Origin of the sequence: Pseudomonas frederiksbergensis (assembly GCF_003732705.1) — a bacterium.
GTDB lineage: Bacteria > Pseudomonadota > Gammaproteobacteria > Pseudomonadales > Pseudomonadaceae > Aquipseudomonas > Aquipseudomonas frederiksbergensis_F.
Genome location: NZ_MOBR01000017.1, coordinates 154,496 through 178,662 on the forward strand (window position 1 = coordinate 154,496; position 24,167 = coordinate 178,662).

Annotated in this window: 22 protein-coding genes; 13 read left to right on the top strand and 9 right to left on the bottom strand. The window is 61.4% G+C overall.

Annotation, left to right across the window (positions count from 1 at the left end):
• Window positions 1-56: 56 nt before the first annotated feature.
• Window positions 57-224 (bottom strand): DUF2897 family protein, encoded by a 168-nt coding sequence (locus BK667_RS19095; protein ID WP_081744012.1) that lies wholly within the window; start codon window positions 222-224, stop codon window positions 57-59.
• Between the two features lie 124 nt (window positions 225-348).
• Complete coding sequence (gene eat, locus BK667_RS19100; protein WP_123598562.1) at window positions 349-1,713, bottom strand: ethanolamine permease; 1,365 nt, start codon at window positions 1,711-1,713, stop codon at window positions 349-351.
• A 403-nt stretch (window positions 1,714-2,116) separates the two neighbouring features.
• Between eat and kdpF the strand changes: the two genes are divergently transcribed.
• From kdpF to BK667_RS19130, 6 genes are all read left to right on the top strand, one after another.
• On the top strand, window positions 2,117-2,206 hold the full coding sequence (gene kdpF / locus BK667_RS19105) for a K(+)-transporting ATPase subunit F (RefSeq protein WP_007899818.1): 90 nt from the start codon (window positions 2,117-2,119) through the stop codon (window positions 2,204-2,206).
• A gap of 8 nt (window positions 2,207-2,214) precedes the next feature.
• On the top strand, window positions 2,215-3,909 hold the full coding sequence (gene kdpA / locus BK667_RS19110; RefSeq protein WP_123598563.1) for a potassium-transporting ATPase subunit KdpA: 1,695 nt from the start codon (window positions 2,215-2,217) through the stop codon (window positions 3,907-3,909).
• Between the two features lie 10 nt (window positions 3,910-3,919).
• Window positions 3,920-5,977: a potassium-transporting ATPase subunit KdpB gene (gene kdpB / locus BK667_RS19115; RefSeq protein ID WP_123598564.1), complete on the top strand. Its 2,058-nt coding sequence runs from the start codon at window positions 3,920-3,922 to the stop codon at window positions 5,975-5,977.
• Window positions 5,978-6,235: 258 nt separating this feature from the next.
• The gene (gene kdpC, locus BK667_RS19120; RefSeq protein WP_123510191.1) at window positions 6,236-6,781 is read left to right on the top strand and encodes a potassium-transporting ATPase subunit KdpC; all 546 of its coding nucleotides are present in this window, start codon (window positions 6,236-6,238) and stop codon (window positions 6,779-6,781) included.
• A gap of 132 nt (window positions 6,782-6,913) precedes the next feature.
• Window positions 6,914-9,565, top strand: a complete 2,652-nt coding sequence (locus tag BK667_RS19125; RefSeq protein ID WP_123598565.1) for a DUF4118 domain-containing protein — start codon at window positions 6,914-6,916, stop codon at window positions 9,563-9,565.
• A gap of 48 nt (window positions 9,566-9,613) precedes the next feature.
• Window positions 9,614-10,303: a response regulator gene (locus BK667_RS19130; protein ID WP_123598566.1), complete on the top strand. Its 690-nt coding sequence runs from the start codon at window positions 9,614-9,616 to the stop codon at window positions 10,301-10,303.
• A 150-nt stretch (window positions 10,304-10,453) separates the two neighbouring features.
• Here BK667_RS19130 and BK667_RS19140 read toward each other — a convergent pair whose 3' ends face one another.
• Window positions 10,454-11,491 carry a patatin-like phospholipase family protein gene (locus BK667_RS19140; RefSeq protein WP_123510197.1) on the bottom strand — a complete coding sequence of 346 codons (1,038 nt, stop codon included), beginning with the start codon at window positions 11,489-11,491 and terminating at the stop codon, window positions 10,454-10,456.
• Between the two features lie 222 nt (window positions 11,492-11,713).
• Here BK667_RS19140 and BK667_RS19145 point away from each other — a divergent pair, with 222 nt between their 5' ends.
• The 3 genes from BK667_RS19145 to BK667_RS19160 all read left to right on the top strand — a co-directional run bounded on the left by BK667_RS19145 (window position 11,714) and on the right by BK667_RS19160 (window position 13,943).
• Window positions 11,714-11,992, top strand: coding sequence for a hypothetical protein (locus BK667_RS19145; RefSeq protein ID WP_054051974.1), 279 nt, complete (start codon window positions 11,714-11,716; stop codon window positions 11,990-11,992).
• Window positions 11,993-12,081: 89 nt separating this feature from the next.
• The gene (locus BK667_RS19150; protein ID WP_123510199.1) at window positions 12,082-12,849 is read left to right on the top strand and encodes a CHAD domain-containing protein; all 768 of its coding nucleotides are present in this window, start codon (window positions 12,082-12,084) and stop codon (window positions 12,847-12,849) included.
• A gap of 296 nt (window positions 12,850-13,145) precedes the next feature.
• Complete coding sequence (locus BK667_RS19160) at window positions 13,146-13,943, top strand: acyl-CoA thioesterase (RefSeq protein WP_123510203.1); 798 nt, start codon at window positions 13,146-13,148, stop codon at window positions 13,941-13,943.
• A 1-nt stretch (window position 13,944) separates the two neighbouring features.
• On the opposite strand, the gene BK667_RS19165 is transcribed toward BK667_RS19160, so the two are convergent.
• The 3 genes from BK667_RS19165 to BK667_RS19175 form a co-directional block, all read right to left on the bottom strand.
• A complete protein-coding gene (locus tag BK667_RS19165; protein ID WP_123510205.1) occupies window positions 13,945-14,307 on the bottom strand; it encodes an Mpo1-like protein in 363 nt (120 codons plus the stop codon).
• 231 nt (window positions 14,308-14,538) lie between these two features.
• The gene (locus BK667_RS19170) at window positions 14,539-16,023 is read right to left on the bottom strand and encodes a methyl-accepting chemotaxis protein (protein ID WP_123598568.1); all 1,485 of its coding nucleotides are present in this window, start codon (window positions 16,021-16,023) and stop codon (window positions 14,539-14,541) included.
• Between the two features lie 227 nt (window positions 16,024-16,250).
• On the bottom strand, window positions 16,251-17,060 hold the full coding sequence (locus BK667_RS19175) for a TatD family hydrolase (RefSeq protein WP_123598569.1): 810 nt from the start codon (window positions 17,058-17,060) through the stop codon (window positions 16,251-16,253).
• Window positions 17,061-17,296: 236 nt separating this feature from the next.
• Here BK667_RS19175 and BK667_RS19180 point away from each other — a divergent pair, with 236 nt between their 5' ends.
• From BK667_RS19180 to BK667_RS19190, 3 genes are all read left to right on the top strand, one after another.
• Window positions 17,297-18,718, top strand: a complete 1,422-nt coding sequence (locus tag BK667_RS19180; RefSeq protein WP_123510211.1) for an MltF family protein — start codon at window positions 17,297-17,299, stop codon at window positions 18,716-18,718.
• Window positions 18,719-18,821: 103 nt separating this feature from the next.
• Complete coding sequence (locus BK667_RS19185) at window positions 18,822-19,256, top strand: DoxX family protein (protein ID WP_123598570.1); 435 nt, start codon at window positions 18,822-18,824, stop codon at window positions 19,254-19,256.
• A 248-nt stretch (window positions 19,257-19,504) separates the two neighbouring features.
• A complete protein-coding gene (locus BK667_RS19190; RefSeq protein ID WP_123510216.1) occupies window positions 19,505-19,813 on the top strand; it encodes a class I SAM-dependent methyltransferase in 309 nt (102 codons plus the stop codon).
• 12 nt (window positions 19,814-19,825) lie between these two features.
• On the opposite strand, the gene greB is transcribed toward BK667_RS19190, so the two are convergent.
• From greB to BK667_RS19205, 3 genes are read right to left on the bottom strand one after another with little or no spacing between them, the layout of a single operon-like run.
• Window positions 19,826-20,323 (bottom strand): transcription elongation factor GreB, encoded by a 498-nt coding sequence (gene greB / locus BK667_RS19195; RefSeq protein ID WP_123598571.1) that lies wholly within the window; start codon window positions 20,321-20,323, stop codon window positions 19,826-19,828.
• A 33-nt stretch (window positions 20,324-20,356) separates the two neighbouring features.
• Window positions 20,357-22,861: an ABC transporter permease gene (locus tag BK667_RS19200; protein WP_123598572.1), complete on the bottom strand. Its 2,505-nt coding sequence runs from the start codon at window positions 22,859-22,861 to the stop codon at window positions 20,357-20,359.
• On the bottom strand, window positions 22,861-23,544 hold the full coding sequence (locus BK667_RS19205) for an ABC transporter ATP-binding protein (RefSeq protein WP_123510220.1): 684 nt from the start codon (window positions 23,542-23,544) through the stop codon (window positions 22,861-22,863). Before BK667_RS19205 ends, BK667_RS19200 begins: the two co-directional genes overlap by 1 nt.
• Before the next feature lie 10 nt (window positions 23,545-23,554).
• Here BK667_RS19205 and BK667_RS19210 point away from each other — a divergent pair, with 10 nt between their 5' ends.
• Complete coding sequence (locus BK667_RS19210) at window positions 23,555-24,160, top strand: arylesterase (protein WP_123598573.1); 606 nt, start codon at window positions 23,555-23,557, stop codon at window positions 24,158-24,160.
• The last annotated feature ends 7 nt before the right edge of the window (window positions 24,161-24,167 follow it).

Below are 24,167 nucleotides of genomic sequence, written 5' to 3' on the forward strand. Positions count from 1 at the left end.
ATGCAGATGCGTCGAACCACAAAAAATAAACCCCGCCTTGATGGCGGGGTTTTTTGTCAGCGGTCCTGTGCTTCCTTGGCATCCATTTCCGCATTGCGTTCGGCGACGCGTTTACGTTGCTCTTCGGTCAGATCGACCTTGGTGGCGGTGTCGCGCAACATCATCAAACCGCCAACGATCGAGCCGATTGCAACGACCAGAATCAACCAGGCATACCAGGGCATAGGGCTCTCCTTGAGGGCAGGCCGATTGGCGGATTTCGCCAACCGATCGTGCATACCACTTTGAGCGATTTATGTTCGCAGTGGTTCCATTCTATGCCTGATACGACAGCAGCACCTGTGCTGTTTAGAGCCCGGTCAACATCGCATCTGCCGGTGCATCAGCGCGCAGTTGTGCAGTCAGCATGAAGTACACAAAACCCACCGCCATGAAGCCGAGGAAGATCACCCCGATCAAGGCGTTGAACCAGGCCATCGCCACCAGGCACACCACCGCCAGCACCAGCGCGATCATCGGCACCAGCGGATAGCACGGCGCACGGAAGGTGCGTTCCAGGTTCGGCTCGGTTTTACGCAGTTTGAACAGGCTGAGCATGCTCATGATGTACATCACGATCGCGCCGAACACCGCCATGGTGATCATCGCGGCCGTCAACGTCATGCCGCCGAGGTTGATCAAGCCATCGCTATAAATAGCAGCGATGCCGATCAGGCCGCCGGCAATGATCGCCCGATGTGGCGTCTGGAAGCGCGACAACTTGGCCAGGGATTTTGGCAGGTAACCGGCGCGAGCCAAGGCAAAGAACTGCCGCGAATAACCAAGGATGATCCCGTGGAAACTCGCCACCAGGCCGAACAATCCGATCCACACCAGCATGTGCAACCAGCCGGAGCTTTCGCCGACCACGGTTTTCATCGCCTGTGGCAGCGGATCGTTGATGTTCGACAGGGTGCGCCAGTCACCGACACCGCCGGCAAAGAACATCACGCCCATGGCCAGCAGCACCAGGGTCAGGATGCCGCTGATGTAAGCCTTCGGAATCGTGCGTTTCGGATCCTTGGCTTCTTCGGCGGCCATGGCGGCGCCTTCGATGGCGAGGAAAAACCAGATCGCAAACGGGATCGCCGCAAACATCCCGGCAATTGCCGGCGCGCCGAACACGTCGGAACCGGCCCAGCCATTGAGGGCGAAATTGCTGAAGCTGAATGCGGGGGCGACCACGCCCATGAACACCAGCAGTTCGGCCACGGCCAATACGCAGACGATCAACTCGAAGGTTGCGGCGAGTTTCACCCCGAGAATGTTCAGGCCCATGAACACGATGTAGGCGCCGACGGCCGCGTGTTTTGGATCAAGGGCTGGAAACTGCACATTCAGGTAGGCACCAATCGCCAATGCGATAGCGGGCGGGGCGAAGACGAATTCGATCAGGGTCGCCAGCCCGGCGATCAGTCCGCCTTTCTCGCCAAAGGCGCGGCGGCTGTAGGCGAACGGGCCGCCGGCATGGGGAATCGCCGTGGTCAGCTCGGTGAAGCTGAAAATAAAGCAGGTGTACATGGTGGCGACCATAAAGGAGGTCACCAGAAAGCCCAATGTGCCCGCCACGCCCCAGCCATAACTCCAGCCGAAGTACTCACCGGAAATCACCAGCCCGACCGCAATGCCCCACAGATGCAGCGTGCCCAGCGTGGGTTTGAGTTGTGTGTTCATGCGTTTGCTCCCTGAACGGTTTGGAAAGCTCGGGGGAGGGCGTTGCAGTGGGCGTGCCATTTTGTATTTGGGCGTCGTAAAGCGGTTAAAGCTGTCGTATCGGGGATGATCGCTGCGGTATGTGTGTTTTTTGTGCGCCAGTTGGGGGCGGTGGTGGCTGTTCTGCCGTCTTCGCGGGCAAGCCTCGCTCCTACAAAAGCGAGACACCGCGAACCCTGTAGGAGCGAGGCTTGCCCGCGAAGAGGCCCGCCCAGACGCCACAAAACCCGCCTGTAACGCCAGCATAAACCCACTCTTTACGCTTTCTTTATGCCCCGCCACACCCCTCGCTCTCGTTCCTTTACAGCCTCCCTGCGGACAATGACTCCACACGCGGCAATACGCCGTAACACGGAGAACTTCCATGAGCGTTCTGGACGGGGTGTCACTGCTATTGGCAGTGGGGCTGTTCATTTATCTGTTGGTTGCGCTGTTGCGCGCGGATCGGAACTAGGAGCGGCTATGCACAGTTATGACTATTGGCTGATCCTGGCCTTCTTCGCCCTGGTGCTGATACCGGCACCGTTCCTGGGGCGTTTTTACTACAAGGTGATGGAAGGGCAGCGCACCTGGCTGTCGCCGATTCTCGGACCGGTCGAACGCGGCTGTTATCGAATTTCCGGTGTAGACCCGCAAGAAGAACAGACCTGGCAGAAATACACCCTGGCCTTGCTCGCCTTCAACCTTGCGGGCTTCTTGCTGTTGTTCGCGATCCTGTTGTTCCAGGACCACTTGCCACTCAACCCGCAAAACCTGCCGGGTCAGGAATGGACGCTGGCGTTCAACACCGCCATCAGTTTCATGACCAACACTAACTGGCAGGCCTATAGCGGTGAAGCGTCCCTGAGCTACCTGAGTCAGATGGCCGGCCTCACCGTGCAGAACTTCGTCAGTGCCGCCACCGGCCTCGCTGTGTTGGTCGCGTTGTGCCGCGGTATCGGTCGCAAGTCGACCAAGACCCTGGGCAACTTCTGGGTCGACATGACCCGCGCCACCCTCTACGGTCTGCTGCCACTGTGCTTGCTGTTGGCGCTGTACCTGGTCTGGCAGGGCGTGCCGCAAACGTTCGCGCAGTACGTGAATGCGGTGACCATGCAGGGCGTCGATCAAGTGATCCCGCTCGGCCCGGCGGCCAGCCAGATTGCGATCAAGCAACTGGGCACCAACGGCGGTGGCTTCTTCGGCGTCAACTCGGCGCACCCGTTCGAGAACCCGACCGCATGGGCCAACCTGTTCGAGATGGCCTCGATCATCCTGATCCCGGTCGCTCTGGTGTTCACTTTCGGCCATTACGTGAAGGACCTGCGTCAGAGCCGCGCGATCATCGCCTGCATGCTGGCGCTGTTCATCATCGGTGGCGCGACATCGCTGTGGGCTGAATACCAACCGAACCCAACCCTGGCCAACGCTGCCGTCGAACAAACCGCACCGCTGGAAGGCAAGGAAGCGCGTTTCGGTACGACTGCCACCGTGCTGTGGTCGGTGACCACCACCGCGGCGTCCAACGGTTCGGTCAACGGCATGCACGACAGCCTCAACCCACTGAGCGGCATGGTTGCGCTGGTCAACATGATGGTCGGCGAAGTGATCTTCGGCGGCGTCGGGGCCGGGCTCTACGGCATGTTGCTCAACGTGTTGATCGCGGTGTTCCTCGCCGGCCTGATGATTGGCCGCACCCCGGAATACCTCGGCAAGAAACTGCAAGCCAAAGAAGTGCAGCTGTTGGTGGTGACCTTGCTGGTGATGCCGGTCGGCGTGCTGGTGCTGGGCGCAATTGCCGCCAGCCTGCCAGGCCCTGCCGGGGCGATCAGTAACCCAGGCCCTCATGGTTTCAGTCAGTTGCTTTATGCCTACACCTCGGCCAGTGCCAACAACGGTTCGGCGTTCGGCGGTATGAGTGCCAACACCCCGTTCCACAACCTGATGCTGGGCCTGGGCATGTTGATCGGTCGCTTCGGTTACATCCTCCCGGTTCTGGCGTTGGCCGGCAGCCTGGCGATGAAGAAAACTGCACCAATCGGCCAGAACAGCTTCCCGACCCACGGCCCGCTGTTCGTGACGCTGCTGACCGTGACCATTTTGCTGGTGGGTGGCCTGACCTTCTTGCCGACCCTGGCTTTGGGCCCAATCGCTGAACATTTGAGCATGGGCTTCTAAGGAGTTGATGATGAATATGCCCGTCAATAAACCGGTGGTCGCCAAGGCCCCGGAGCAACCGAAAACCGCGATCTCGGCCCTGTGGCGTCCGGCGCTGGTGCAAGCCTTCGTCAAGCTCGACCCACGGCAATTGCAGCGCGCGCCGGTGATGCTGGTGGTCGAACTGACCGCCGTGCTGACCACCGTGCTGTGCTTCATTCCCGACGGCAGCGTGCCGACCTTTGTCGCGGCGCAAATCGCCTTGTGGCTGTGGTTCACGGTGCTGTTCGCCAACTTCGCCGAAGCCTTGGCCGAAGGTCGCGGCAAGGCGCGCGCCGACAGCCTCAAGGCCGGCAGTGAAGGCTTGAGCGCCCGTCGCCGCACTTCCAATGGCACCTTTCAGGTGGTGCCCGCCACCAGCCTGCGCAAGGATGACGTGGTGCGCGTCGAAGCCGGGGAAATGATCCCCGGTGACGGCGAGGTGATTGAAGGTATCGCGGCGGTCAACGAAGCGGCGATTACCGGTGAATCCGCACCGGTGATTCGCGAATCCGGCGGTGACCGTTCGGCCGTCACCGGTAATACCCGGCTGGTGTCCGACTGGCTGCTGGTGCGCATCACCGCCAACCCGGGCGAGTCGACTCTGGATCGCATGATCGCTCTGGTCGAAGGCGCCAAACGCCAGAAAACCCCGAACGAAGTGGCGCTCGACATCCTGCTGATCGGCCTGACGCTGATCTTCCTGCTGGTGGTCGTGACCCTGCAACCGTTCGCCCACTTCGCCAACGGCAGCCTGCCGCTGGTGTTCCTGGTGGCGTTATTGGTCACGCTGATTCCAACCACGATTGGCGGTTTGTTGTCGGCCATCGGTATCGCCGGGATGGATCGCCTGGTGCGCTTGAATGTGATCGCCAAGTCCGGTCGCGCCGTGGAAGCGGCGGGGGACGTGCACGTCCTGCTGCTGGACAAGACCGGCACCATCACCTTCGGTAACCGTCGTTGCACCGCGGTGTATGCGGCGCCGGGCGTGAGCGCAAAAGAGCTGTCTGAAGGTGCGTTGTTTGCCTCGCTGGCCGATGACACGGCTGAAGGCAAGTCCATCGTCGAATACCTGCGTGGCCTGCATCCGCAGCCAGAGCCAAGCGCCGAACTGCTGACCGCCGTGCCATTCAGTGCCGAGACGCGCCTGTCCGGTGTCGACTATCAGGGCCGTGTGTATCGCAAAGGCGCAGTGGATTCGCTGCTGGCCTTCGTCGGTCTGAAACGTGCTGACCTGGCACCGTCCCTGTCCCGGGAAATCGACAAGATCGCCCAGAGCGGCGGCACCCCGTTGCTGGTCTGCGCCGACGGCAAATTGCTCGGCGCGATTCACCTCAAAGACGTGGTCAAGCCTGGCATTCGCGAGCGTTTTGCCGAGCTGCGCAAACTGGGGATTCGCACCGTCATGGTGACCGGCGACAACCCGCTGACCGCCGCCGCGATTGCCGCTGAAGCGGGCGTCGATGACGTCCTGGCCGAAGCCACCCCGGAGAAAAAACTGGCGCGCATTCGCCACGAGCAGAACGACGGTCGCCTGGTCGCCATGTGCGGCGACGGTGCCAACGATGCCCCGGCCCTGGCCCAGGCGGACGTGGGCATGGCGATGAACGACGGCACCCAAGCGGCGCGCGAAGCAGCCAACATGGTCGACCTCGACAGCGACCCGACCAAGCTGCTGGACGTGGTGCAGATCGGTAAAGAGTTGCTGGTGACCCGTGGCGCGTTGACGACCTTTTCCATCGCCAACGACGTGGCCAAGTACTTCGCGATCCTGCCGGCACTGTTCGCCTCGATCTACCCGCAACTCGGGGTGCTGAACGTCATGCACCTGAGCAGCCCGCAGAGCGCGATCCTCTCGGCGATTGTGTTCAACGCCTTGATCATTGTTGTGCTGATTCCCCTGGCGCTGCGCGGTGTACGGGTGCAAGCAGCGAGTGCGGCGGCGCTGTTGCGACGCAACCTGCTGATCTACGGCCTGGGCGGGATTCTGGTGCCGTTCGTGGGCATCAAGGCCATCGACATGCTGTTGACGGCGTTGCATTTGGTTTAGGTGTGAGGCGGTTTTCGCATCGGAGCAGGGCTTGAAATCGACCCCTCACCCTAACCCTCTCCCCAAGGGGGAGAGGGGACTGACCGAGGTGTTCATTCGGGTGACATCGACCTGAAATACCGAGCCGAACTCCGATTTTGAAAAGCACAAAGATCGGCTCCCTTTCCCCTCTCCCCTCTGGGGAGAGGGCTGGGGTGAGGGGTGACCCCACCTGACACACCACAGTTTTTTGCATTCCCCACATTCGAGGATTTTGAAATGTCCACAATGATACGTCCGGCCCTGAGCCTGCTGGTGCTGATGACCCTGATCACCGGCGTCGCCTACCCGTTGGTGGTCACCGGCGTGGCCCAGGTTGCGTTCCCGGACCAGGCCAACGGCAGCCTGGTGCGCGACGCCGACGGTAAGGTCCGCGGCTCGTCGCTGATTGCCCAGGATTTCGTCGGTGACGCCTGGTTCCATCCACGACCATCGGCCGGCGCGTTCGCCACCGTGTCGAGCAGCGCGAGCAACCTCTCGCCGAGCAACCCGGCCCTCGCTACCCGGGTGTTCGACGATGCCAATAAACTGCTGGTGCCGGGGCAAGGTCCGGTGCCATTGGCGATGCTGACCACCTCCGGCAGCGGCCTCGATCCACACTTGCCACCGGCGGCGATTGCCTATCAACTGGCGCGTGTTGCGGCGGCGCGTAATTTGCCGGTGTCTACGCTTCAACAACTGCTGAACGCGAACATCGAACAGCCGCTGGTTGGGCCGCCGGTGGTGAATGTGTTGGCGTTGAACATCGCGCTGGAAAAGCTGTAAGAGATGATCGTTCCCACGCTCTGAGTGGGAATGCATCAAATGGACGCTCTGCGTCCGCTGTTGGGACGCAGAGCGTCCCGGGCTGCATTCCCACGCGGAGCGTGGGAACGATCAAAAAAGAGATCCCCAAGCATGAGCGATTCCGGCCGCGCCGACGCATTGTTAGCAGACCTGCCCCGCGACGGCCGTGGCCGGCTCAAGGTGTTCCTCGGTGCCGCGCCCGGTGTCGGCAAGACCTACGCCATGCTGCAAGCCGCCCACACCCAGCTGCGCCAAGGCGTGAAAATCATCGCCGGCGTGGTCGAGACCCACGGCCGCGCCGAAACCGAAGCCCTGCTCGGTGGCCTGCCGCAACTGCCGTTGGTGCGCTCGGAATACCGTGGCGTGATGCTCGAAGAAATGGACCTCGACGGACTGCTCGCCGCCAAGCCGAAACTGGTGCTGGTCGACGAACTGGCCCACAGCAACGCCCCCGGCAGCCGTCACGCCAAGCGCTGGCAAGATATCCAGGAACTGCTGGCCGCCGGCATCGACGTCTACACCACCGTCAACGTCCAGCACCTGGAAAGTCTCAACGACAAAGTGCGCGGCATCACCGGCGTGCAGGTCCGCGAAACCTTGCCGGACTGGGTCCTTCAAGAAGCTTACGAACTGTTGCTGATCGACCTGCCACCCCGTGAATTGCTGGAGCGTCTGCGCGACGGCAAGGTCTACGTGCCGGAGCAGGCGCGGGCCGCGATTGATGCGTTCTTCACCCAGACCAACCTCACCGCCCTGCGGGAGATGGCGATGCAAACCGCCGCGGCCCAGGTCGATGACGACTTGGCCCAGGGTTATCGCCAACTCGGTCAGGCCGCGCCAGCGGTGCGCGGTCGCTTGTTGGTCGGTGTCGACGGCGATGCCCAGGCCGAGCGTCTGGTGCGGCATGCCAGCCGTGTCGCCCAGCGTCGGCATTTGCCGTGGAGCCTGGTGCATGTGGACAACGGCAGTGTGCGCGACGAGCAATCGCGCCTGCGCCTGCAAAGTGCCCAGCAACTGGCCGAACGCCTCGGCGGCGAAGTCGTTCTGCTGCGCGCCGGCGAGGTGGCGAAAACCCTGATCCAGCACGCCGCCGAGCGCCGCGCCAGCCTGGTGTTGGTCGGCCAGTCCCGCCAGCGTTTGCGTCGGCGCTTGTTCGGCGGCGGTCTGGCGTCTCGCTTGCTGCGCGATGCCCGTGGCCTGGAAATCAACGTCCTCGACAGCGATCAGGAAGAGCACTCACCCCGTCAGCGTTCGACGCGCTCACTGGTCTGGTTCGACTACGCGCTGGCGCTGGTAGCAACGGTTTTGGCCAGTGCGTTGGCCTGGGCAGTGGCGAGTGTTTTGCCGCTGCCGAATATCTCCCTGGTGTTCCTCGCCGCCGTGTTGCTGGTGGCGGTGCGCAGCAGCCTCGGCCCGGCGCTGGCCTGTGCGGCGTTGTCGTTTCTGACCTACGACTTTCTGTTCATCCCGCCGAACTTCTCGTTCGCCATCCAGCGCGAAGAAGACGTCCTGACCTTGTTGTTCTTCCTGCTGATGGCGGCGCTCACCGGCAACCTCGCCGCGCGGCAGCGCCGGCAATTACAGGCCCTGCGCGACACCCAGGAAGAAACCACCGAACTGCTCGACCTGTCGCGCAAACTCACCGCCGCCACCGACCGCCAGGCGGTGGTCAGCGCCGCCGCCCAGCATTTGAACGGCTGGAGCGATCTGCAGTTGTGCCTGCTCAACCGCGACGGGCAGGGCGGCTGGAAAGTCGAGACCGGTGGCCCGCTGGAGTTCTCCGAAGCCGAACGCGCCGCCGCCGATTGGGCCTGGCAACACGATCAACCGGCGGGCGCCGGCACCGGCACTTTGCCGTTCGGGCGTTGGTGGTGGTGGCCGTTGTCGGTTGAGGATGGGCCGCTGGCATTGCTCGGTGTCTGTGCCAACGAAGGCCAGACCTTGAGCGGCCAGCGCCGGCGCTTGTTGACCGCGTTGAGCCAACCGCTGGCCCAGGCCCTGGCCCGTGCGCAATTGGCTGAAGACCTGGAGGCGGCGCGGCTGCACGGCGAAACCGAACAATTGCGCAGCGCCTTGTTGGCTTCGGTATCTCACGATTTGCGCACACCGCTGACTTCGATGCGCGGCAGCATCGACAGCCTGCTGGCCCTCGGCGAAGCGATCCCGCTTGAGGATCGCCGCGAGCTGCTCGAAGGCACCCGGGATGAAGCCGAACGCCTGGACCGCTACATCCAAAACCTGCTGGACATGACCCGTCTCGGTCACGGCGCCCTGAAACTGGCGCGGGACTGGGTGTCGCCCGCCGATATCGTTGGCAGTTCACTCAATCGTCTGCGCGCGGTACTGGCGCCGTTGCAGGTCAGCACCGAAGTGCCGGCCGAATTGCCGCTGCTGTACGTCCATGCAGCGCTGATCGAACAGGCACTGGTCAACGTGATCGAAAACGCCGCGCGGTTTTCCCCGACACACGGGCGCCTGCAAGTGCGCGCCGGGGCCGATGACAACGAGTTGTTTTTTGCCGTCAGTGATGAAGGCCCGGGGATTCCGGAGGACGAACGGGCGAAGATTTTCGACATGTTCTACACCGCCGCCCGTGGCGATCGCGGCGGGCAGGGCACCGGGCTGGGGCTGGCGATCTGTCAGGGCATGGTCGGCGCCCATGGCGGGCGGATCAGCGTCGCCGACGGCATCGAAGGGCGGGGCACCTGCATCACGCTGCATCTGCCATTGCAGGAACAGCCAGGCTTTGAAAGTGAAGCCTGATCGCGCTTGCGCTACTCTCTTGCCACTTCTTTGTGTTGATGTGAATTCATGAGCCAGACCGCGACCATTTTGGTCATCGACGACGAACCGCAGATCCGCAAGTTCCTGCGCATCAGCCTCGCCTCCCAGGGCTATAGAGTGCTGGAGGCCGGCACCGGCAACGAAGGCTTGGCGCAAGCCGCGCTGAACAAACCCGACCTGCTGGTGCTCGACCTCGGCTTGCCGGACATGGACGGCCAACAAGTGTTGCGCGAGTTTCGCGAATGGTCGACGGTGCCGGTGCTGGTATTGTCGGTGCGAGCCAGCGAAGGGCAGAAGGTTGAAGCGCTGGATGGCGGCGCCAACGACTACGTGACCAAACCATTTGGCATCCAGGAATTTCTCGCCCGGGTGCGTGCCTTGTTGCGCCAGGCCCCGGCCGGCGAAGCCCAGCAAGCGGCCCTGACGTTCGGCCCGTTGACCGTGGACCTGGCCTATCGCCGAGTACTGCTCGACGGCGCCGAAGTGGCGCTGACCCGCAAGGAATACGCCGTGCTGGCGCAACTGGCGCGGCATCCGGGGCGGGTCATCACCCAGCAGCAATTGCTCAAGGACATCTGGGGGCCGACCCATACCGAGGACAGCCATTACCTGCGGATTGTGGTCGGGCATTTAAGGCAGAAACTGGCGGATGATCCGACCCAGCCAAGGTTTATCGTGACCGAGGCGGGGGTTGGGTATCGGTTGATCGAGTCCTGATCGTCCCCACGCGCTGATCATGATCGTTCCCACGCTCCGCGTGGGAATGCATCCTGTGACGCTCCGCGTCACGACCTTAACGGCGGACGCGGAGCGTCCATGGCGGCATTCCCACGCGGAGCGTGGGAACGATCAGGTACTTTCAGATGCTCAGTTCTGCTCATTCTCATACCGATCCATCGTATCCCGCGCAATCTCCCGTCCCAGTGCGATCAATTCCGGCGCTTTGTAAAACTCGAAAAACCGGCACACACGCTTCGGCACGTTGATCAGGACGTCCGGCGGATACCCGGCAATCTTGTACTGCGCCAACGAGGTCTGCATCACCTCGAAACTCTGGTTGATCAAGTCCAGCAAGGACGCCGGCCCGACGTTGTCGATGATGAACGAACCGGTGGCGGACTTCGGCGCACCATCGGCTTGTGGCGCGGCGGCGGGTTGCTGGGCTTCGGGTTCAGCGGATTCGATCCACGGGTTGATTTCCGCCGCTTCTGCTTTCAACGCTTCCTGTTCCAGCAACAATAATTGCTCAGCCTGTTTGCGCCGGAACGGCATCTTCGAACCCAGTGAATTGACCAGGCTGTTGAAACGCGACTTGAATGCCGGAGGACGCGGGATCACCGGCAGTTGATAGTGGCGCTGGTTGGTCGAGTTGAGGTTGACCGCGATGATCAAATCACAATGGCTCGACACCACGGGCACGATCGGCAACGGATTCAGCAAGCCGCCATCGACCAGCATGCGATTGCCCTGCATCACCGGCGTGAACAAACTGGGGATCGCCGCCGAGGCGCGAATGGCCTGGTGCAGGCAACCGGCCTGGAACCAGATTTCCTGCTGGTTGGTCAGGTCGGTGGCCACCGCCGTGTAGGGGATGCGCAGGTCTTCGATATTGATCTCGCCAACGATCTTGCGGATCTGGCCGAAGACTTTTTCTCCGCGAATCGCCCCCAGCCGGAAGCTGACATCCACCAGACGTAACACATCGAGGTAATCCAGGCTTTCGATCCAATTGCGATATTCGTTGAGTTTGCCGGCGGCATAAATCCCGCCGACCACCGCACCCATGGAGCAACCGGCGATACAGGCGATGTCGTAGCCACGCCGTTCGATCTCTTCAATGACACCGATATGGGCATAGCCCCGGGCTCCACCTGAGCCCAGCACCAATGCGACACGCTTTTTCATGAATCGCCCTCGTCTGACAAGGTTCAACAATGCACCCATCGAGGGTCGCGCTTCAATCGGTAAGGTCGTAAGGGAGGGCAGGGGCGTCGTTTTTTCGACACTGCATGGCGACAGATGGGTATGCTCGCGAGCGCTATAGTTTGTACGGGCGGCGCAAGGCACTTTTTGCGCGCCGCACCGTCTTACCTGCACAACTGTTTATCTATCTTTGAGGTGTTATCGATGAAAGCCTGGATCTGTGTGCCTTTGATTGCCCTGGCACTGGCCGGTTGTGCCGGGAAAACTGCGTACCGCGACAGCTGCGGCACCCAGATCGATGCGGCGTGGCATGAGCTGGATCTGGCCAAGGCCGAAGGTTTCGCCGGCACCGTCAGCTACTCTAAAGCACTGTCGCTGTTGACTGGCGCCAAGACACAGCAGCAATTCGAAGCCTACGAAGGCTGCACCAGCAAGGCCGAGAAGGCGCGTTTCTATATTCGTGAGTCCCGCGCCGGTCGTTAAGCGCATGATGTAGCTCAATGCCTGCGGGTTTCGACGCAGGCAGGATGACATTGAGCGCGATAGCGGAAATTCGATACAGGGAGCAAGTGATGTCTGCCTTGGTTGACCGGTTGGTGGCTCAGGTTCTGAGCATTGAAGTCCGTTTGCTGGCCTGCCAGGCACGCTTGAGTGCCCGCACCGACCCGGAAGCGCTGCACGATTTGCGCACCACGGTTCGGCGTTTGCGCAGCCTGTTGCGACCGCTGCGGGGGTTGCCCGGGGTCGAGCAACTGGAAGTGGCGGCGTCCGGTGTCGGGCAACTGACCACACCGTTGCGTGATCGCGAAGTGTTGGCGGCATACCTGCTCCAGCACGGTCAACCCGAGGCAGCGCAACGGCGCATGGCGCAAATGGACGTGGCCTATCCCACCGTCGCCACCAGCCCGCAAGTCATTCAATTGCTGATGATCCTTGACGCTTTTCCGCGATTCCTGCGGGCCTCCCAGCGTCAGGGATTGCTCAAGGGCTTGCGTAAACGCATCGAGAAACGCCTGGCCAAGCAGTGGGAAAAACTCGATGAAGCCCTGCACGACCCGGCCCATGACCGCCATCGTTTGCGCTTGTTGATCAAGCGTGTGCGCTATGGCATCGAGGCTTATCCCGAACTGGATCGCTTGCCGAAACCGGCGATGCCACGGCTAAAATCGGCCCAGGCCGCGTTGGGCGATTGGCACGATTGCTGGCAGTGGCTTCTTCGGGCGGAACAAGAGGCCGACTTGCACCCCTGTGTTGCGGTCTGGAAAACCACCATGGCCAAGGCTGAAGGGCGTGCCGACCGCGTGCTCGACAAACTCAGCGCCGCCTGCTTCAAATCCTGAAGTCAGCACTAATCCTCTGTGGGAGCGAGCCTGCTCGCGAAAACGGTTTGATTGATCGTTCCCACGCTCCGCGTGGGAATGCATCCCGTGACGCTCCGCGTCACTTTTGAAACGGACGCAGAGCGTCCATGGCGGCATTCCCACCAGAGCGTGGGAACGATCAAAACAGTTGGTTTTGTGTCGGGCATAAGACCTGCGCGGCTCTTCTGTCAGTGCATTTGTCCGGAATAAGCGCTGTATCCCCTCCGCAGGCTGGTTAACATCCCCCACATCCTTTTCCGTTTTCTGAGGTTCCCATGCGCTTTTCCGATCTGCTCGACGCTGTCCGCCGCCAGCCGCAGGCGCTGTCGATTCCCGCCGAATGGGGCCAGGGCCGGGCCAGTTTCGGTGGTCTGGTCGCCGCGTTGCAGTACGAAGCCATGCGCGCGCAAGTCCCGGCGGAGCGTCCGGTGCGTTCGCTGGCGATCACCTTTGTCGGCCCGGTCGAGCCCGATGTGCCGGTCAGTTTTGAAGTCGATGTATTGCGCGAAGGCAAAGCCGTCAGCCAAGTGCTGGGTCGGGTGATGCAGAAAGGCCAGGTGGTGACATTGGTCCAAGGCAGTTTCGGCGCCTCGCGACCTTCTGAAGTGGCGGTGGAAGCCGAGCCTGCTCCCGAGATGAAACACTGGGACGATTGCCAGGAACTGCCTTACATCAAAGGCGTAACCCCGGAATTCATGAAGCATCTGGCGATGCGCTGGAGCGTCGGCGGGCTGCCGTTTACCGGGAACAAGTCGCGGGACATGGGCGGGTGGGTGCGGTTGCGCGGGGATGTGAAAGAAGAGGCATTGAGCGAGGCGTACATCCTCGCGCTGGTCGATGCCTGGCCGCCGGCCCTGTTGCCGCACCTGAACAAACCGGCGGCGGGCAGTACGCTGACCTGGACCATCGAATTCGTCCAGCCGCTGTTGGCGCTGAACACCCTGGACTGGTGCAAGTACCTGGTGGACATCGAACTCGCCCGTGACGGCTACGGTCACGCGGCGGCGAAGCTGTGGAGCGCTGACGGTCAGTTGATTGCCATGAGCCGGCAAACCGTGACGATCTTCGCCTGACTCAGCGCCGGTGGCGCTTGCGCCAGGCGCGCCACCAGCCGCCGCTGAGGAAAAACCTTGGGAAGGTCAGAAACTGCTCGACCAGCAAGCGTGACATCGCATCTTTGCGATCAGCGAACGGCTCGGAGGCTTGCGCCTCCAGGCTATGACCGTGGCGTTGCAGGCCCAGACCGGCAATCACGCCGATGACGCCAATCACGACATTCAACAGGCTCAGGCTGAACACCCCGGACACAATCAGCAGAAAGCCGATGATGAACAACGGAACGGCGATCAGGTGAATGGCCAGGTTGGTCGGGTGCTGGTGATTCTGCGGGTAGGACTTCCATTGCCAGGCCGGAAGGTTGGGGTGACGTTTGCCCATTTTTGAAACTCCTCAATCCATGTTGAACACAATGGTTGAAGGATAGGCGCGGCGGGGGCGGGCGGCGAATCGAGGTTGGCTATCGGAGTGATAGGGGTCATGGTCAATATTGATGTTGGCCGGGTTGACGCCTTCGCGGGCAAGCCTCGCTCCTACAGGATTGAGTCGTTCGCAATATTTTTGAACGAGCGCGGTCCCGTGTAGGAGCGAGGCTTGCCCGCGAAGAGGCACTCAGAGTTTCAACTGCCCGATCGCCTTGCTCAACTCCCCAGCCAACGTCGCCAACTCATTACTGGTGTTCGCCGAATCCACGGTCTGCTGCACAGTATTCTCGGTCACGTCGCGAATGCTCACCACCGAGCGATTCATCTCCTCCGCCACATGACTCTGCTGCTCAGCTGCCACCGCAATCTGCGTGTTGCTTTCACGCATCTGCGCTACGGCGCTGGTGATTTGCGCCAACGCCGCGCCGGCCTCTTGAGCCTGCTGCACGCAATCGTCAGCCTTGAATGAGCTTTCCTGCATGAAATCCACCGCGTCCCGGGTTCCGGCCTGCAACGCGGAAACCATCAACGTGATTTCATCGGTGGAGGTTTGCACACGCTTGGCCAGGTTGCGCACTTCATCGGCGACCACTGCAAAGCCTCGGCCCATCTCACCGGCTCGCGCGGCCTCGATGGCGGCGTTGAGCGCCAGCAGGTTGGTTTGCTCGGCGATGCTGTGAATCACACCGACGACGCCGTTGATCTTCTGGCTGTCCTCGGCCAGGCGCTGGATCATCTCGGCGGTCTGCTGCACGCCGCTGGACAACCCGGCAATCGACTTCTGCACCCGACTGACCACTTCCTGGCCGCTGCCGGCCAGGGTGTCGGCACTTTGCGACAAGTCGCGGGTAGCGCCGGCATGTTGGGCAATGTGATAAACCGTGGCAGTCATTTCGTTGATTGCCGTGGCGGCCTGATCGGTTTCACTTTGCTGACCGAGCATGCCGTGGCGCACTTCATTCATGCTCGCCGCCAATCGCGCCGCGCCGACATCCAGTTGCCGGGCGGTGTTGGCGACCGTATTGACCACCCGCTGATAACCGGCCTGCATGGCGTTGAACGCATTGGCCATCTGCCCGACTTCGTCCTTGCAGGCCAGCGGCACGCGAGCCGACAGGTCACCAGTTTTCTCGACGTGCAGCATCACGTCTTTCAAGGTGTTGAGCTGGCTGAGCAGGAAGCGGATCAGCAGTTGCGAAGCCCCGAGCATCGCCAGCATCAGGATCGCCACCGCCATCGCATAGTTGAAGAATCGTTCGCTGAACACTTGGCTCAAGCTCGGGCCATAAGCGATCACCGCAACTTGCTGGCCATCGGAGCGGCCGAAGACTTCGGCGCCCATCAACGGGTTTTCACCCAACAGCGGCATGCTGTTGATCTCGACCCAGCCGTTGTTGGTATCGGTCAGCTCCAACACCGGTTGTTCGTTTAGCCGTGGTGCCTGGCCGTGATTGAAGATCAGCACGTTGTTGGCCTTGGGCAGCGGCTGCCCGGCGGGCCATGCATCGAGCAAGCGCGCCTGAGCCTGGGCGGACGCCTGGGACGCGTGGCTGCGGGCCTGTTGTTCAAGCTGCACGGCGTACAGTACCAACAACAACGTGGTGATAAAGGCGACCGCATTGACCGCCCAGAATTTGTATTTCAGCGAGATGTTGCTAAGCCAGGCACCCATAGGAAGGTCTTCTCTGATAGCGGAAACAGCATTGGCAAGGTGCCAGTATTGTGCCGCTATGCAGGGATTCGGATTTTGATGCAGGTCAATAATCACTGCACAGGTCTTGTGGCAACACCAATCAAATGTGGGAGCGAGCCTGCTCGCGATGGCGGTGGCACATTCACTATCAAGGTGCCTGTCAGACCGCTATCGCGAGCAAGCTCGCTCCCACAGGAGAGTTGGGGTTACTGAGTGATTGAGGGGAGACGGAAGAATGCCCGCGCACAAGCCGTCGTATGCGCCGCGAGGTCTTCCTCGCTCTCCTCGCGATGCAGCGCCACTTCACGCAGCACTTCGGTCAAATACGCCGGCTCGTTGCGCCCGTTCTTTGGCTTCGGCCGCAGGCTGCGCGGCAGCAGGTACGGCGCGTCACTCTCCAGCATCAAGCGGCCGCGTTTGATTTCCTTTACCAACGGATGCAGATGCGTGCCCCGACGCTCATCACAAATCCACCCGGTAATGCCGATGTGCAGATCCAGGTCGAGGTAGCTGAAGAGCGCTTTCTTTTCACCGGTGAAGCAATGCACCACGGCGGCCGGCAACTGATCGCGGTAGTCCCGCAGGATTTCCAGCAGGCGCTGGCTGGCATCGCGCTCGTGCAGGAACACCGGCAATTGCAGCTCGACCGCCATGGCCAGATGCTGCTCTAGGACCTTTTCCTGCTGTGGGCGTGGCGAGAAGTCGCGATTGAAATCCAGCCCGCATTCGCCCACGGCCACCATGTTCGGTTCCTTGAGCAAACTGCGCAGGCGCTGCTCGCTGTCGGCGTTCCAGTCGCTGGCGCAATGGGGGTGAATACCGGCGGTGGCGAACAGCCGCAGCGCGCTTTCATCCAGTTGCCGGCACAGCTCCAGTGCCTGTTCGCTGCCGTCGACACTGGTCCCGGTGAGCACCAATTGGCAGACCCCGGCAGCGTAGGCGCGATCGAGTACAGCCTGGTGTTTGTCGTCGAAACTGGGGTTGGTCAGGTTGACGCCGATATCGATGAGTTGCATGGTGCTACCTCGGACCAAAGGCCGGAAAGCATATCAGAGCTGTAGATTTAAAAGAAAAACGAAGAACTACAACGAGTTGAAGCTGTCTCTTGATGCCGCGAGACAGGTCGGGTTGGTGAAACTGCCATCACTGTGCCAGTCTTTCGCACTTTGCCAGCGCTCCAAGCGCTCTGTTTCTGATGTTTTTCCCCATGAAAATTGTCGTGGGGTTGACCAGTATTCTTTCCGGAGAGTGGATGACACGTCCCTCGGTTTTGCTACTGCTGTGTTGTTCGTTGCTGCTGCCGCTGCCGGCGGTTGCGCGTCTGGCCGGACCGCTGCAAGCCGTGCCGTCCACCAAGGTGCGCGACCTGGCGGAAATCCGCAGCAGTCGTGTGCTGAAAGTCTTGGTCAACCAGAGCCGCAACAGCTCCGGCGAAGTCCAGGGCCAGGCCATCGGCGTCGAATACCATCGTCTGCGCGCCTTCGAGCAATACCTCAACGGCCATGCCCGCGACGGTCAGGAAATCACCCTCAAGATCATCCCCAAAGCCAAGGATCAATTGCTTGGTGCGCTACAGCGCGGGGAGGGCGATCTGGTAGCGCCGGGGGAGTTGCTCGATCCGCAATCCGGTCACGCCGTCAGTACCAGCGAACCGATTGCCAGCAACATTCCGCTGATCCTGGTCGGCATTAAGGGCGAACGCCGTTACACCAAACTCGAACAACTCTCCGGCAAAACCCTGGCGTTGCCCACGGGCAGTGCGGCCGGGGATGCGGTCAGTCAGATCAATCAAAAACTCGCCCTGCACAAACTGGCACCGGTGAAGGTCGAGTGGGTCGACCCCAGCCTGGCGGTCGAAGATGTGCTGGAGATGGTCCAGGGTGGCATCTTCCACCTGACCATCGTCGAGCAACCGATCGCTGAACGCTGGGGCAAGATCCTGCCCAAGTTGCGCTTCGATCGGCAGTTGCTGATCAGCGAACCCGGCGAGGAATACTGGTTTGTGCGCCGTGATGCTTCGATGCTGCGGGCGAGCATCGATCGCTTTCTGACCACCTACAAAAAGCCGTCGGATGAGGACGTGGCGTTCTTGCGCATTTATCGACGGCTGTATCAAGTGCACTATCCACTGGCCAAGGCTGACCGACAGCGTCTGGAAAAACTCCGCCCGGTGCTGCAGAAACACGCGGACGCCCAAGGCATGGACTGGCTGAACCTGGCGGCGCTGGCGTTCAAGGAGTCAGCGTTGCAACCCGAGGCTCGCGGTGGTGGCGGCCCGACCGGCCTGATGCAGATCACCCCGTCGGCGGCCCAGCGGGTTGGAGTCAACAATATTCAGAACCTCGACGCCAATGTGCAGGCCGGGGCCAAGTACCTGGCGATGATCCGCCGCAAATTCTTCTCCAGCCCCAAACTCAACGAGCGTGAGCGCATGGCGTTTGTGCTGGCGGCCTATAACATGGGGCCGGAACGGGTCCAGGGCATGCGCGCCGAAGCCCGGCGCCGGGGGCTGAATCCGAACCAGTGGTTCTTTCAGGTGGAGCGCATTGCCATGGAGCAGGTGGGAATGGGTGCGGTCAGCTATGTTAATAGCGTGAACAAGTATTACTTGGCATTCGATCGGGAGCGGGAGTCGTTGGAGCCTCAGGGGCAAAAAGTCGCCTCACGGAAATGATCGATTAAGCTGATGGTTGTGGCGGAATATTTGCGCTTTTATCATTCGATATAACGATTAATATAGCGGCCAACCAACACACATAATCAATGGATGACACAGCATGAGCTCACTGATCAACAAGGTACTGTTTACCCGCGCCGGCTATGGCCTGACTGTTCTGCGGATCTTCGTCGGCATCATCTTCGCGGCCCACGGCTCGCAGAAACTCTTCGGTCTGTTCGGTGGCTACGGGATTGCCGGTACTGCGCAATACATGGAAAGCATCGGTCTGGCACCGGGTCACCTGATGGCGATCCTGGCCGGTGGTACTGAGTTCTTCGCCGGCCTCGCATTGATCATCGGCCTGTTGGCTCGTCCAGCGGCGCTGGGGCTGACATTCCTCTCGTTGGTGGCAATCTTTACCGTGCATTTGCCTAACGGTTTGTTCATGGCCAACAACGGTTACGAGTTCGCCCTGGCCCTGCTCGGTGGCAGCATCGCGGTGCTGATCGAAGGTGCGGGCAAGCTCTCGGCGGACCGCGCCATCGCTGGCTGACCGCTCTGGCTCAACGAAAAGGCCCGCATTGTGCGGGCCTTTTTTGTTGCGCGTCATTCTTGACACTGTCCGGTCAGGTTCTCTAGGATGCTGCTCATGCGCCGATTTAAACAGCTACTTGCGGGGCGCCAGGTGACTCATTCAGTTGCCGATAGAAGCTTGAAACAGGCTTCGAAATACCGCTAAAGCGCTGGTTCGGTGTTGCCTCTCACCTGCCATGCAGACTTTCGAGGCAGAGACACGACCCAATGAATGCACTAAGCCCCGTTGTACGTCCCGCGCCGATCACGGCACACCTCACCCAGCGCAATCCAAAAATCCTGCTTGGCGGAAAACATCAGCCAACGCTTCTGCGTTATCTCGATGGCTGGCCACGTCGCACCGGCGGTCCCGCCGCGTTCCTGATCCAGTTTGTCGAAGACGGCGAGTCCTTGGCTCGATTTACCAATGACAGTTTTGATCTGGCGGTGATTCAGTCGCCCACGCTTGAAGATGCTCCGCAAGTGATCAAGCAACTGATTCGGGTTGCGCGGCAAGGGTTGATTACCCGGCGCTGAGGTTTCGGGGCTCTACAGATACTCAATCGCCACGATATACACACACTGCTCGCCCGTTGGTGTCTGGACTCGAACTTCTGCGTCCAGCGCCTTGCCGATCAGTGCTCGTGCCAGTGGCGAATCAATGCTGATCAATCCCAGTTTGAGGTCCAGTTCATCCGGGCCTACGATGCGATAGCGCGACTCTTTGCCTTCCTCATCTTCAATCGTCACCCAGGCTCCGAAATACACCTTGTTCGGATCGCTGGGTTTTTCGCTGACGACTTTCAGGGCTTCCAGGCGCTTGGTCAGAAAACGCACGCGACTGTCGATCTCGCGCAACATTTTTTTGCCGTAGGTGTACTCGGCGTTTTCCGAGCGATCACCCTGGGCCGCCGCTTCGCTGACTGATTGCGTCACCTGGGGGCGGCGCACGTGCCAGAGTTCGTGGAACTCGGCACGCATCCGCGCTTCACCTTCAGGGGTGATCAGCGCGGTGCCAGCGGTGCGGGGAGGGCGATAACGGCTCATGGCGACTTCTTGTGGAAATGAGTCACGAGTCTATCAACCCTCGCGCAAGACTGTCAGGGGGCTGGCGTTCAAGGCGCGCCGCGTGCCGAACACGCCGGCGCCGCCAATCAGCACGGCGCCGATCAGGGGCAGCACCAGCAACCATGGGTGCGGGTGCCAGGGCAGGTCGAAGGCGTAACGGTAAAGCACCAGGCTGACCAACTCCGAACCCAGTGCCGCCAGCAAACCGCTGACCGCTCCAAGTAAACCGAACTCAATCCGCCGGGCCTTGACCAGCAACTGACGCTCGGCCCCCAATGCCCGCAACAACGCGCCTTGGCGAATACGTTCATCCAGCGTTGCCTGCAGGCCGGAGAACAGCACCGCCATCCCCGCCGCCAACACGAACAACAATACGTACTCCACCGCCAGGGTGACCTGGGCGAGAATGCTGCGCAGTTGTTCCAGCAAGGCTTCGACTTGCAGGATGGTCACCGCCGGGAACGCCCGGGACAAATCCACAATCTGCTGATCGTGACCCGCCGCCAGATAGAAGCTGGTCAGGTACGTCGCCGGCAGATCCTTCAAGGTGCCGGGCTGGAAGATCATGAAGAAGTTCGGCTGGAAGTTGTCCCAGTTGATATCCCGCAGGCTGGTGACTTTCGCTTCGCGATTGACCCCGCCGACAGTAAATACCAGATGATCGCCCAGCTTGAGTTTCAGGCTTTCGGCGACTTTGCCTTCTACCGATACGCCGGGCACTTCGTCCGGCGTTTGTTCGGTCCACCAGGTGCCTGAGGTGAGCTTGTTGCCCGCCGGCAGGTCCGCCGCCCAGGTCAGGCTCAGGTCACGCTGAATCGCCCGGTCACCCGCCGAATCCTTGCTGACGATGTCCTGCACCGCTTCGCCATTGATGCTGATCAGCCTGCCAGGCACCACCGGGTACAGCGGCGCCGATTGCGCCGACAGTTCGATCAGGCGATCGGTGAACGCCTGTTTATCCGCCGGCAGAATGTTCAGGGCGAAATAATTCGGTGCGTTTTTCGGCAGCTGGTTCTGCCAGGTGTCCAGCAATTCGCCGCGCAACAGCGCGATCAATGCCATGGACAACAGAATCAAGCCAAAGGCCAGGGATTGGCCGGCGGCGGCCAGTGGGTGACGCAGTAACTGGCCCAGACCCAGGCGCCATGGCAAAGACGCGCGCGCCAGCATCCGACGCAGGCTTTTAAGCAGCAACAGCAGCAAACCGCCCAGCACCACGGCTGCGATTACGCCGCCGCCCAGCAGGGCAAACGTCAGGACCAGGTCCAGACTCAAGCGCCACATGATCAGCCCGAGCGCACCCAGCGCCGCGCCATAGACCATCCAGGTGCTGGACGGAATCGGCAGCATGTCCCGACGCAGCACCCGCAATGGCGGCACCCGTCCGAGTGCGGCCAGCGGTGGCAGGGCGAAACCGGCCAGTGCCACCAGCCCGGTGCCGATCCCGGCAATGGCCGGCAACAAGCCGCCCGGTGGAACGTCTGTGGGCAACAAGTCATGCAGCAGCGCAAACAACCCAAGCTGCGCCAACCAGCCGATCAGGGCGCCGCTGAGACTGGCCAGCAAGCCGAGCACCGTCAGCTGCAAACTGAACAGCACCATGGTTTCCCGGCGGGACAAACCCAGGCAACGCAGCAAGGCGCTGGCATCGAATCGGCGTGTGGCGAAACGGGTCGCCGACAGCGCCACTGCGACACCGGACAGCAAAACTGCCACGAGGCTGGCCATGTTCAAATAGCGTTCGGCCTTGCCCAGGGCGCCACCGATTTGCCGGTTGCCGTCCCGGGCATCCTGCAGGCGCTGATTGGCGGCAAGGCCGGGCTTGACCAGTTGGCGATAGGTTTCCAGCGCCTGGGCCTTGCCGCGCCAGAGCTCGCGGTAACTGACCCGGCTGCCGGGTTGCACCACGCCGGTGGCGGTGAGGTCGTCGAGGTTGATCAGCACTCGCGGTGTCAGGCTGTAGAAGTTGCCGGCGCGATCGGGCTCGTAGGTCAGCACTCGCGTCAGCTTCAGGGTTTTCATGCCGACGTCGATGCTGTCGCCGATCTTCAGGTCCAGCGCCGTCAGCAGTCGCGCTTCGACCCAGGCTTCGCCGGGCTTCGGCCCGCCACCGGACTCTTCCGGGGCAAAAGGCGCGGGGGCGCTTTTCAGTTCGCCGCGCAGCGGATAGACCGCGTCCGCCGCCTTGATGCTGGACAGCTGGATGCCGTTGTCGGTGGCGATGACACTGGAGAATTCCACCACCTGGGCGTGTTCCAGCCCAAGCTCCGTGCCGCTCTTGATCTGTTCGGGCCGCGCCGGCGAGCTGCCTTCGAGCAACAGGTCGGCGCCAAGAAACTCGGTGGCGCGCAACATCATGGCGCCGTTGAGGCGAGCGCCGAAATAACCGATGGCAGTACTCGCCGCCACGGCCACCAACAAGGCGAAGAACAACACCCGCAGCTCACCGGCGCGGGCGTCGCGCAGCAGTTGGCGGATGGCGAGGCTGAACAGGCGCAACAGCGGCAAGCGTGCCATCAAGGCTCCAGAGGGGCGACCAGCAGGCCGGCTTCAAGGCGGATCAGGCGCCGGCAGCGATGTGCCAAGCGTTCGTCGTGGGTCACCAGCACCAGGGTCGTGCCGCGTTCCTTGTTCAGTTCGAACAGCAGATCGCTGATGCGCTCGCCGGTGTGGCTGTCGAGGTTGCCGGTGGGTTCATCGGCAAACAGCACGTCGGGTTCGGCAGCAAACGCCCGGGCGATTGCCACGCGCTGCTGTTCGCCGCCGGAGAGCTGGCGTGGCGAGTGCGTCAGGCGCTGGCCCAGGCCTACCCGTTGCAGCAATTCGGTCGCGCGCTCCCGGGCGTCTTTGCGTCCGTCGAGTTCCAGGGGCAGCATCACGTTTTCCAGGGCGTTGAGACTGTCGAGCAGTTGAAAGGATTGGAAGACAAAACCCACATGCTCGGCGCGAATGCGTGCGCGTTGATCTTCGTCGAGATTGCTCAGGGCCTGGCCGGCGAGGGTGACTTCGCCACTGCTCGGCAGGTCGAGGCCGGCCAGCAGGCCGAGGAGGGTGGATTTGCCAGAACCGGAGGCGCCGACAATGGCCAGACTGTCGCCCTTGTTCAGTTCCAGGCTGAGTTCGTGCAGGATAGTCAGTTCACCTTCCGCGCTGGGAACCACTTTGCTGAGGTTCTTCGCGGTGAGAATGCTTGCGCCCATGGAGAATCCGATGCGTGTGTGGTTTTTGAGTGCTGGCCTGGCCTTGATGTGCATGGCCCAGAACGCAGCGGCGGGTACAGTCCTGATCGTTGGCGATAGTATCAGCGCCGGTTTCGGACTGGATACCCGCTTGGGGTGGGTGTCGCTGCTTGAGCAACGGCTCAAGCACGAAGGTTTCGACGATAAAGTGATCAATGCCTCCATCAGCGGCGACACCAGTGCCGGAGGCCAGGCACGCCTGCCGGCGCTGCTTGCAGAGCATAAACCGGAGCTGGTCATCCTCGAGTTGGGAGGCAACGACGGGCTGCGTGGACTGCTGCCAACACAATTGCAACAAAACCTTGCGGCGATGATCGACAGCTCAAAAGCCAGCGGTGCGAAGGTCTTGTTGCTGGGGATGCAATTGCCGCCCAATTACGGTGCCCGATACACCGAGGCCTTTGCGAAGGTCTATGGCACGCTGGCGCAAGAGAAAAAAATCCCCCTGGTACCGTTTTTTCTCGAAGGAATCGGCGGTCATCCAGACCTGATGCAAGCCGACGGCCTGCACCCGGCCGCGGTGGCTCAGGACAAGTTGCTGGAAAATGTCTGGCCGACGCTGAAACCGCTGCTTTGACGCTTTT

Bases quoted from the DNA above. Each gene is read 5' to 3' on its own strand.
- BK667_RS19140 (WP_123510197.1), bottom strand. From the start codon at position 11,491: ATGAAAAAGCGTGTCGCATTGGTGCTGGGCTCAGGTGGAGCCCGGGGC.
- kdpF (WP_007899818.1), top strand. From the start codon at position 2,117: ATGAGCGTTCTGGACGGGGTGTCACTGCTATTGGCAGTGGGGCTGTTC.
- kdpB (WP_123598564.1), top strand. From the start codon at position 3,920: ATGAATATGCCCGTCAATAAACCGGTGGTCGCCAAGGCCCCGGAGCAA.
- BK667_RS19190 (WP_123510216.1), top strand. From the start codon at position 19,505: ATGAATGCACTAAGCCCCGTTGTACGTCCCGCGCCGATCACGGCACAC.
- BK667_RS19150 (WP_123510199.1), top strand. From the start codon at position 12,082: ATGTCTGCCTTGGTTGACCGGTTGGTGGCTCAGGTTCTGAGCATTGAA.
- BK667_RS19205 (WP_123510220.1), bottom strand. From the start codon at position 23,544: ATGGGCGCAAGCATTCTCACCGCGAAGAACCTCAGCAAAGTGGTTCCC.
- BK667_RS19170 (WP_123598568.1), bottom strand. From the start codon at position 16,023: ATGGGTGCCTGGCTTAGCAACATCTCGCTGAAATACAAATTCTGGGCG.
- BK667_RS19175 (WP_123598569.1), bottom strand. From the start codon at position 17,060: ATGCAACTCATCGATATCGGCGTCAACCTGACCAACCCCAGTTTCGAC.
- kdpC (WP_123510191.1), top strand. From the start codon at position 6,236: ATGTCCACAATGATACGTCCGGCCCTGAGCCTGCTGGTGCTGATGACC.
- BK667_RS19145 (WP_054051974.1), top strand. From the start codon at position 11,714: ATGAAAGCCTGGATCTGTGTGCCTTTGATTGCCCTGGCACTGGCCGGT.
- kdpA (WP_123598563.1), top strand. From the start codon at position 2,215: ATGCACAGTTATGACTATTGGCTGATCCTGGCCTTCTTCGCCCTGGTG.
- BK667_RS19160 (WP_123510203.1), top strand. From the start codon at position 13,146: ATGCGCTTTTCCGATCTGCTCGACGCTGTCCGCCGCCAGCCGCAGGCG.
- BK667_RS19165 (WP_123510205.1), bottom strand. From the start codon at position 14,307: ATGGGCAAACGTCACCCCAACCTTCCGGCCTGGCAATGGAAGTCCTAC.
- BK667_RS19125 (WP_123598565.1), top strand. From the start codon at position 6,914: ATGAGCGATTCCGGCCGCGCCGACGCATTGTTAGCAGACCTGCCCCGC.
- BK667_RS19210 (WP_123598573.1), top strand. From the start codon at position 23,555: ATGCGTGTGTGGTTTTTGAGTGCTGGCCTGGCCTTGATGTGCATGGCC.
- BK667_RS19130 (WP_123598566.1), top strand. From the start codon at position 9,614: ATGAGCCAGACCGCGACCATTTTGGTCATCGACGACGAACCGCAGATC.
- eat (WP_123598562.1), bottom strand. From the start codon at position 1,713: ATGAACACACAACTCAAACCCACGCTGGGCACGCTGCATCTGTGGGGC.
- BK667_RS19180 (WP_123510211.1), top strand. From the start codon at position 17,297: ATGACACGTCCCTCGGTTTTGCTACTGCTGTGTTGTTCGTTGCTGCTG.
- BK667_RS19095 (WP_081744012.1), bottom strand. From the start codon at position 224: ATGCCCTGGTATGCCTGGTTGATTCTGGTCGTTGCAATCGGCTCGATC.
- BK667_RS19185 (WP_123598570.1), top strand. From the start codon at position 18,822: ATGAGCTCACTGATCAACAAGGTACTGTTTACCCGCGCCGGCTATGGC.
- BK667_RS19200 (WP_123598572.1), bottom strand. From the start codon at position 22,861: ATGGCACGCTTGCCGCTGTTGCGCCTGTTCAGCCTCGCCATCCGCCAA.
- greB (WP_123598571.1), bottom strand. From the start codon at position 20,323: ATGAGCCGTTATCGCCCTCCCCGCACCGCTGGCACCGCGCTGATCACC.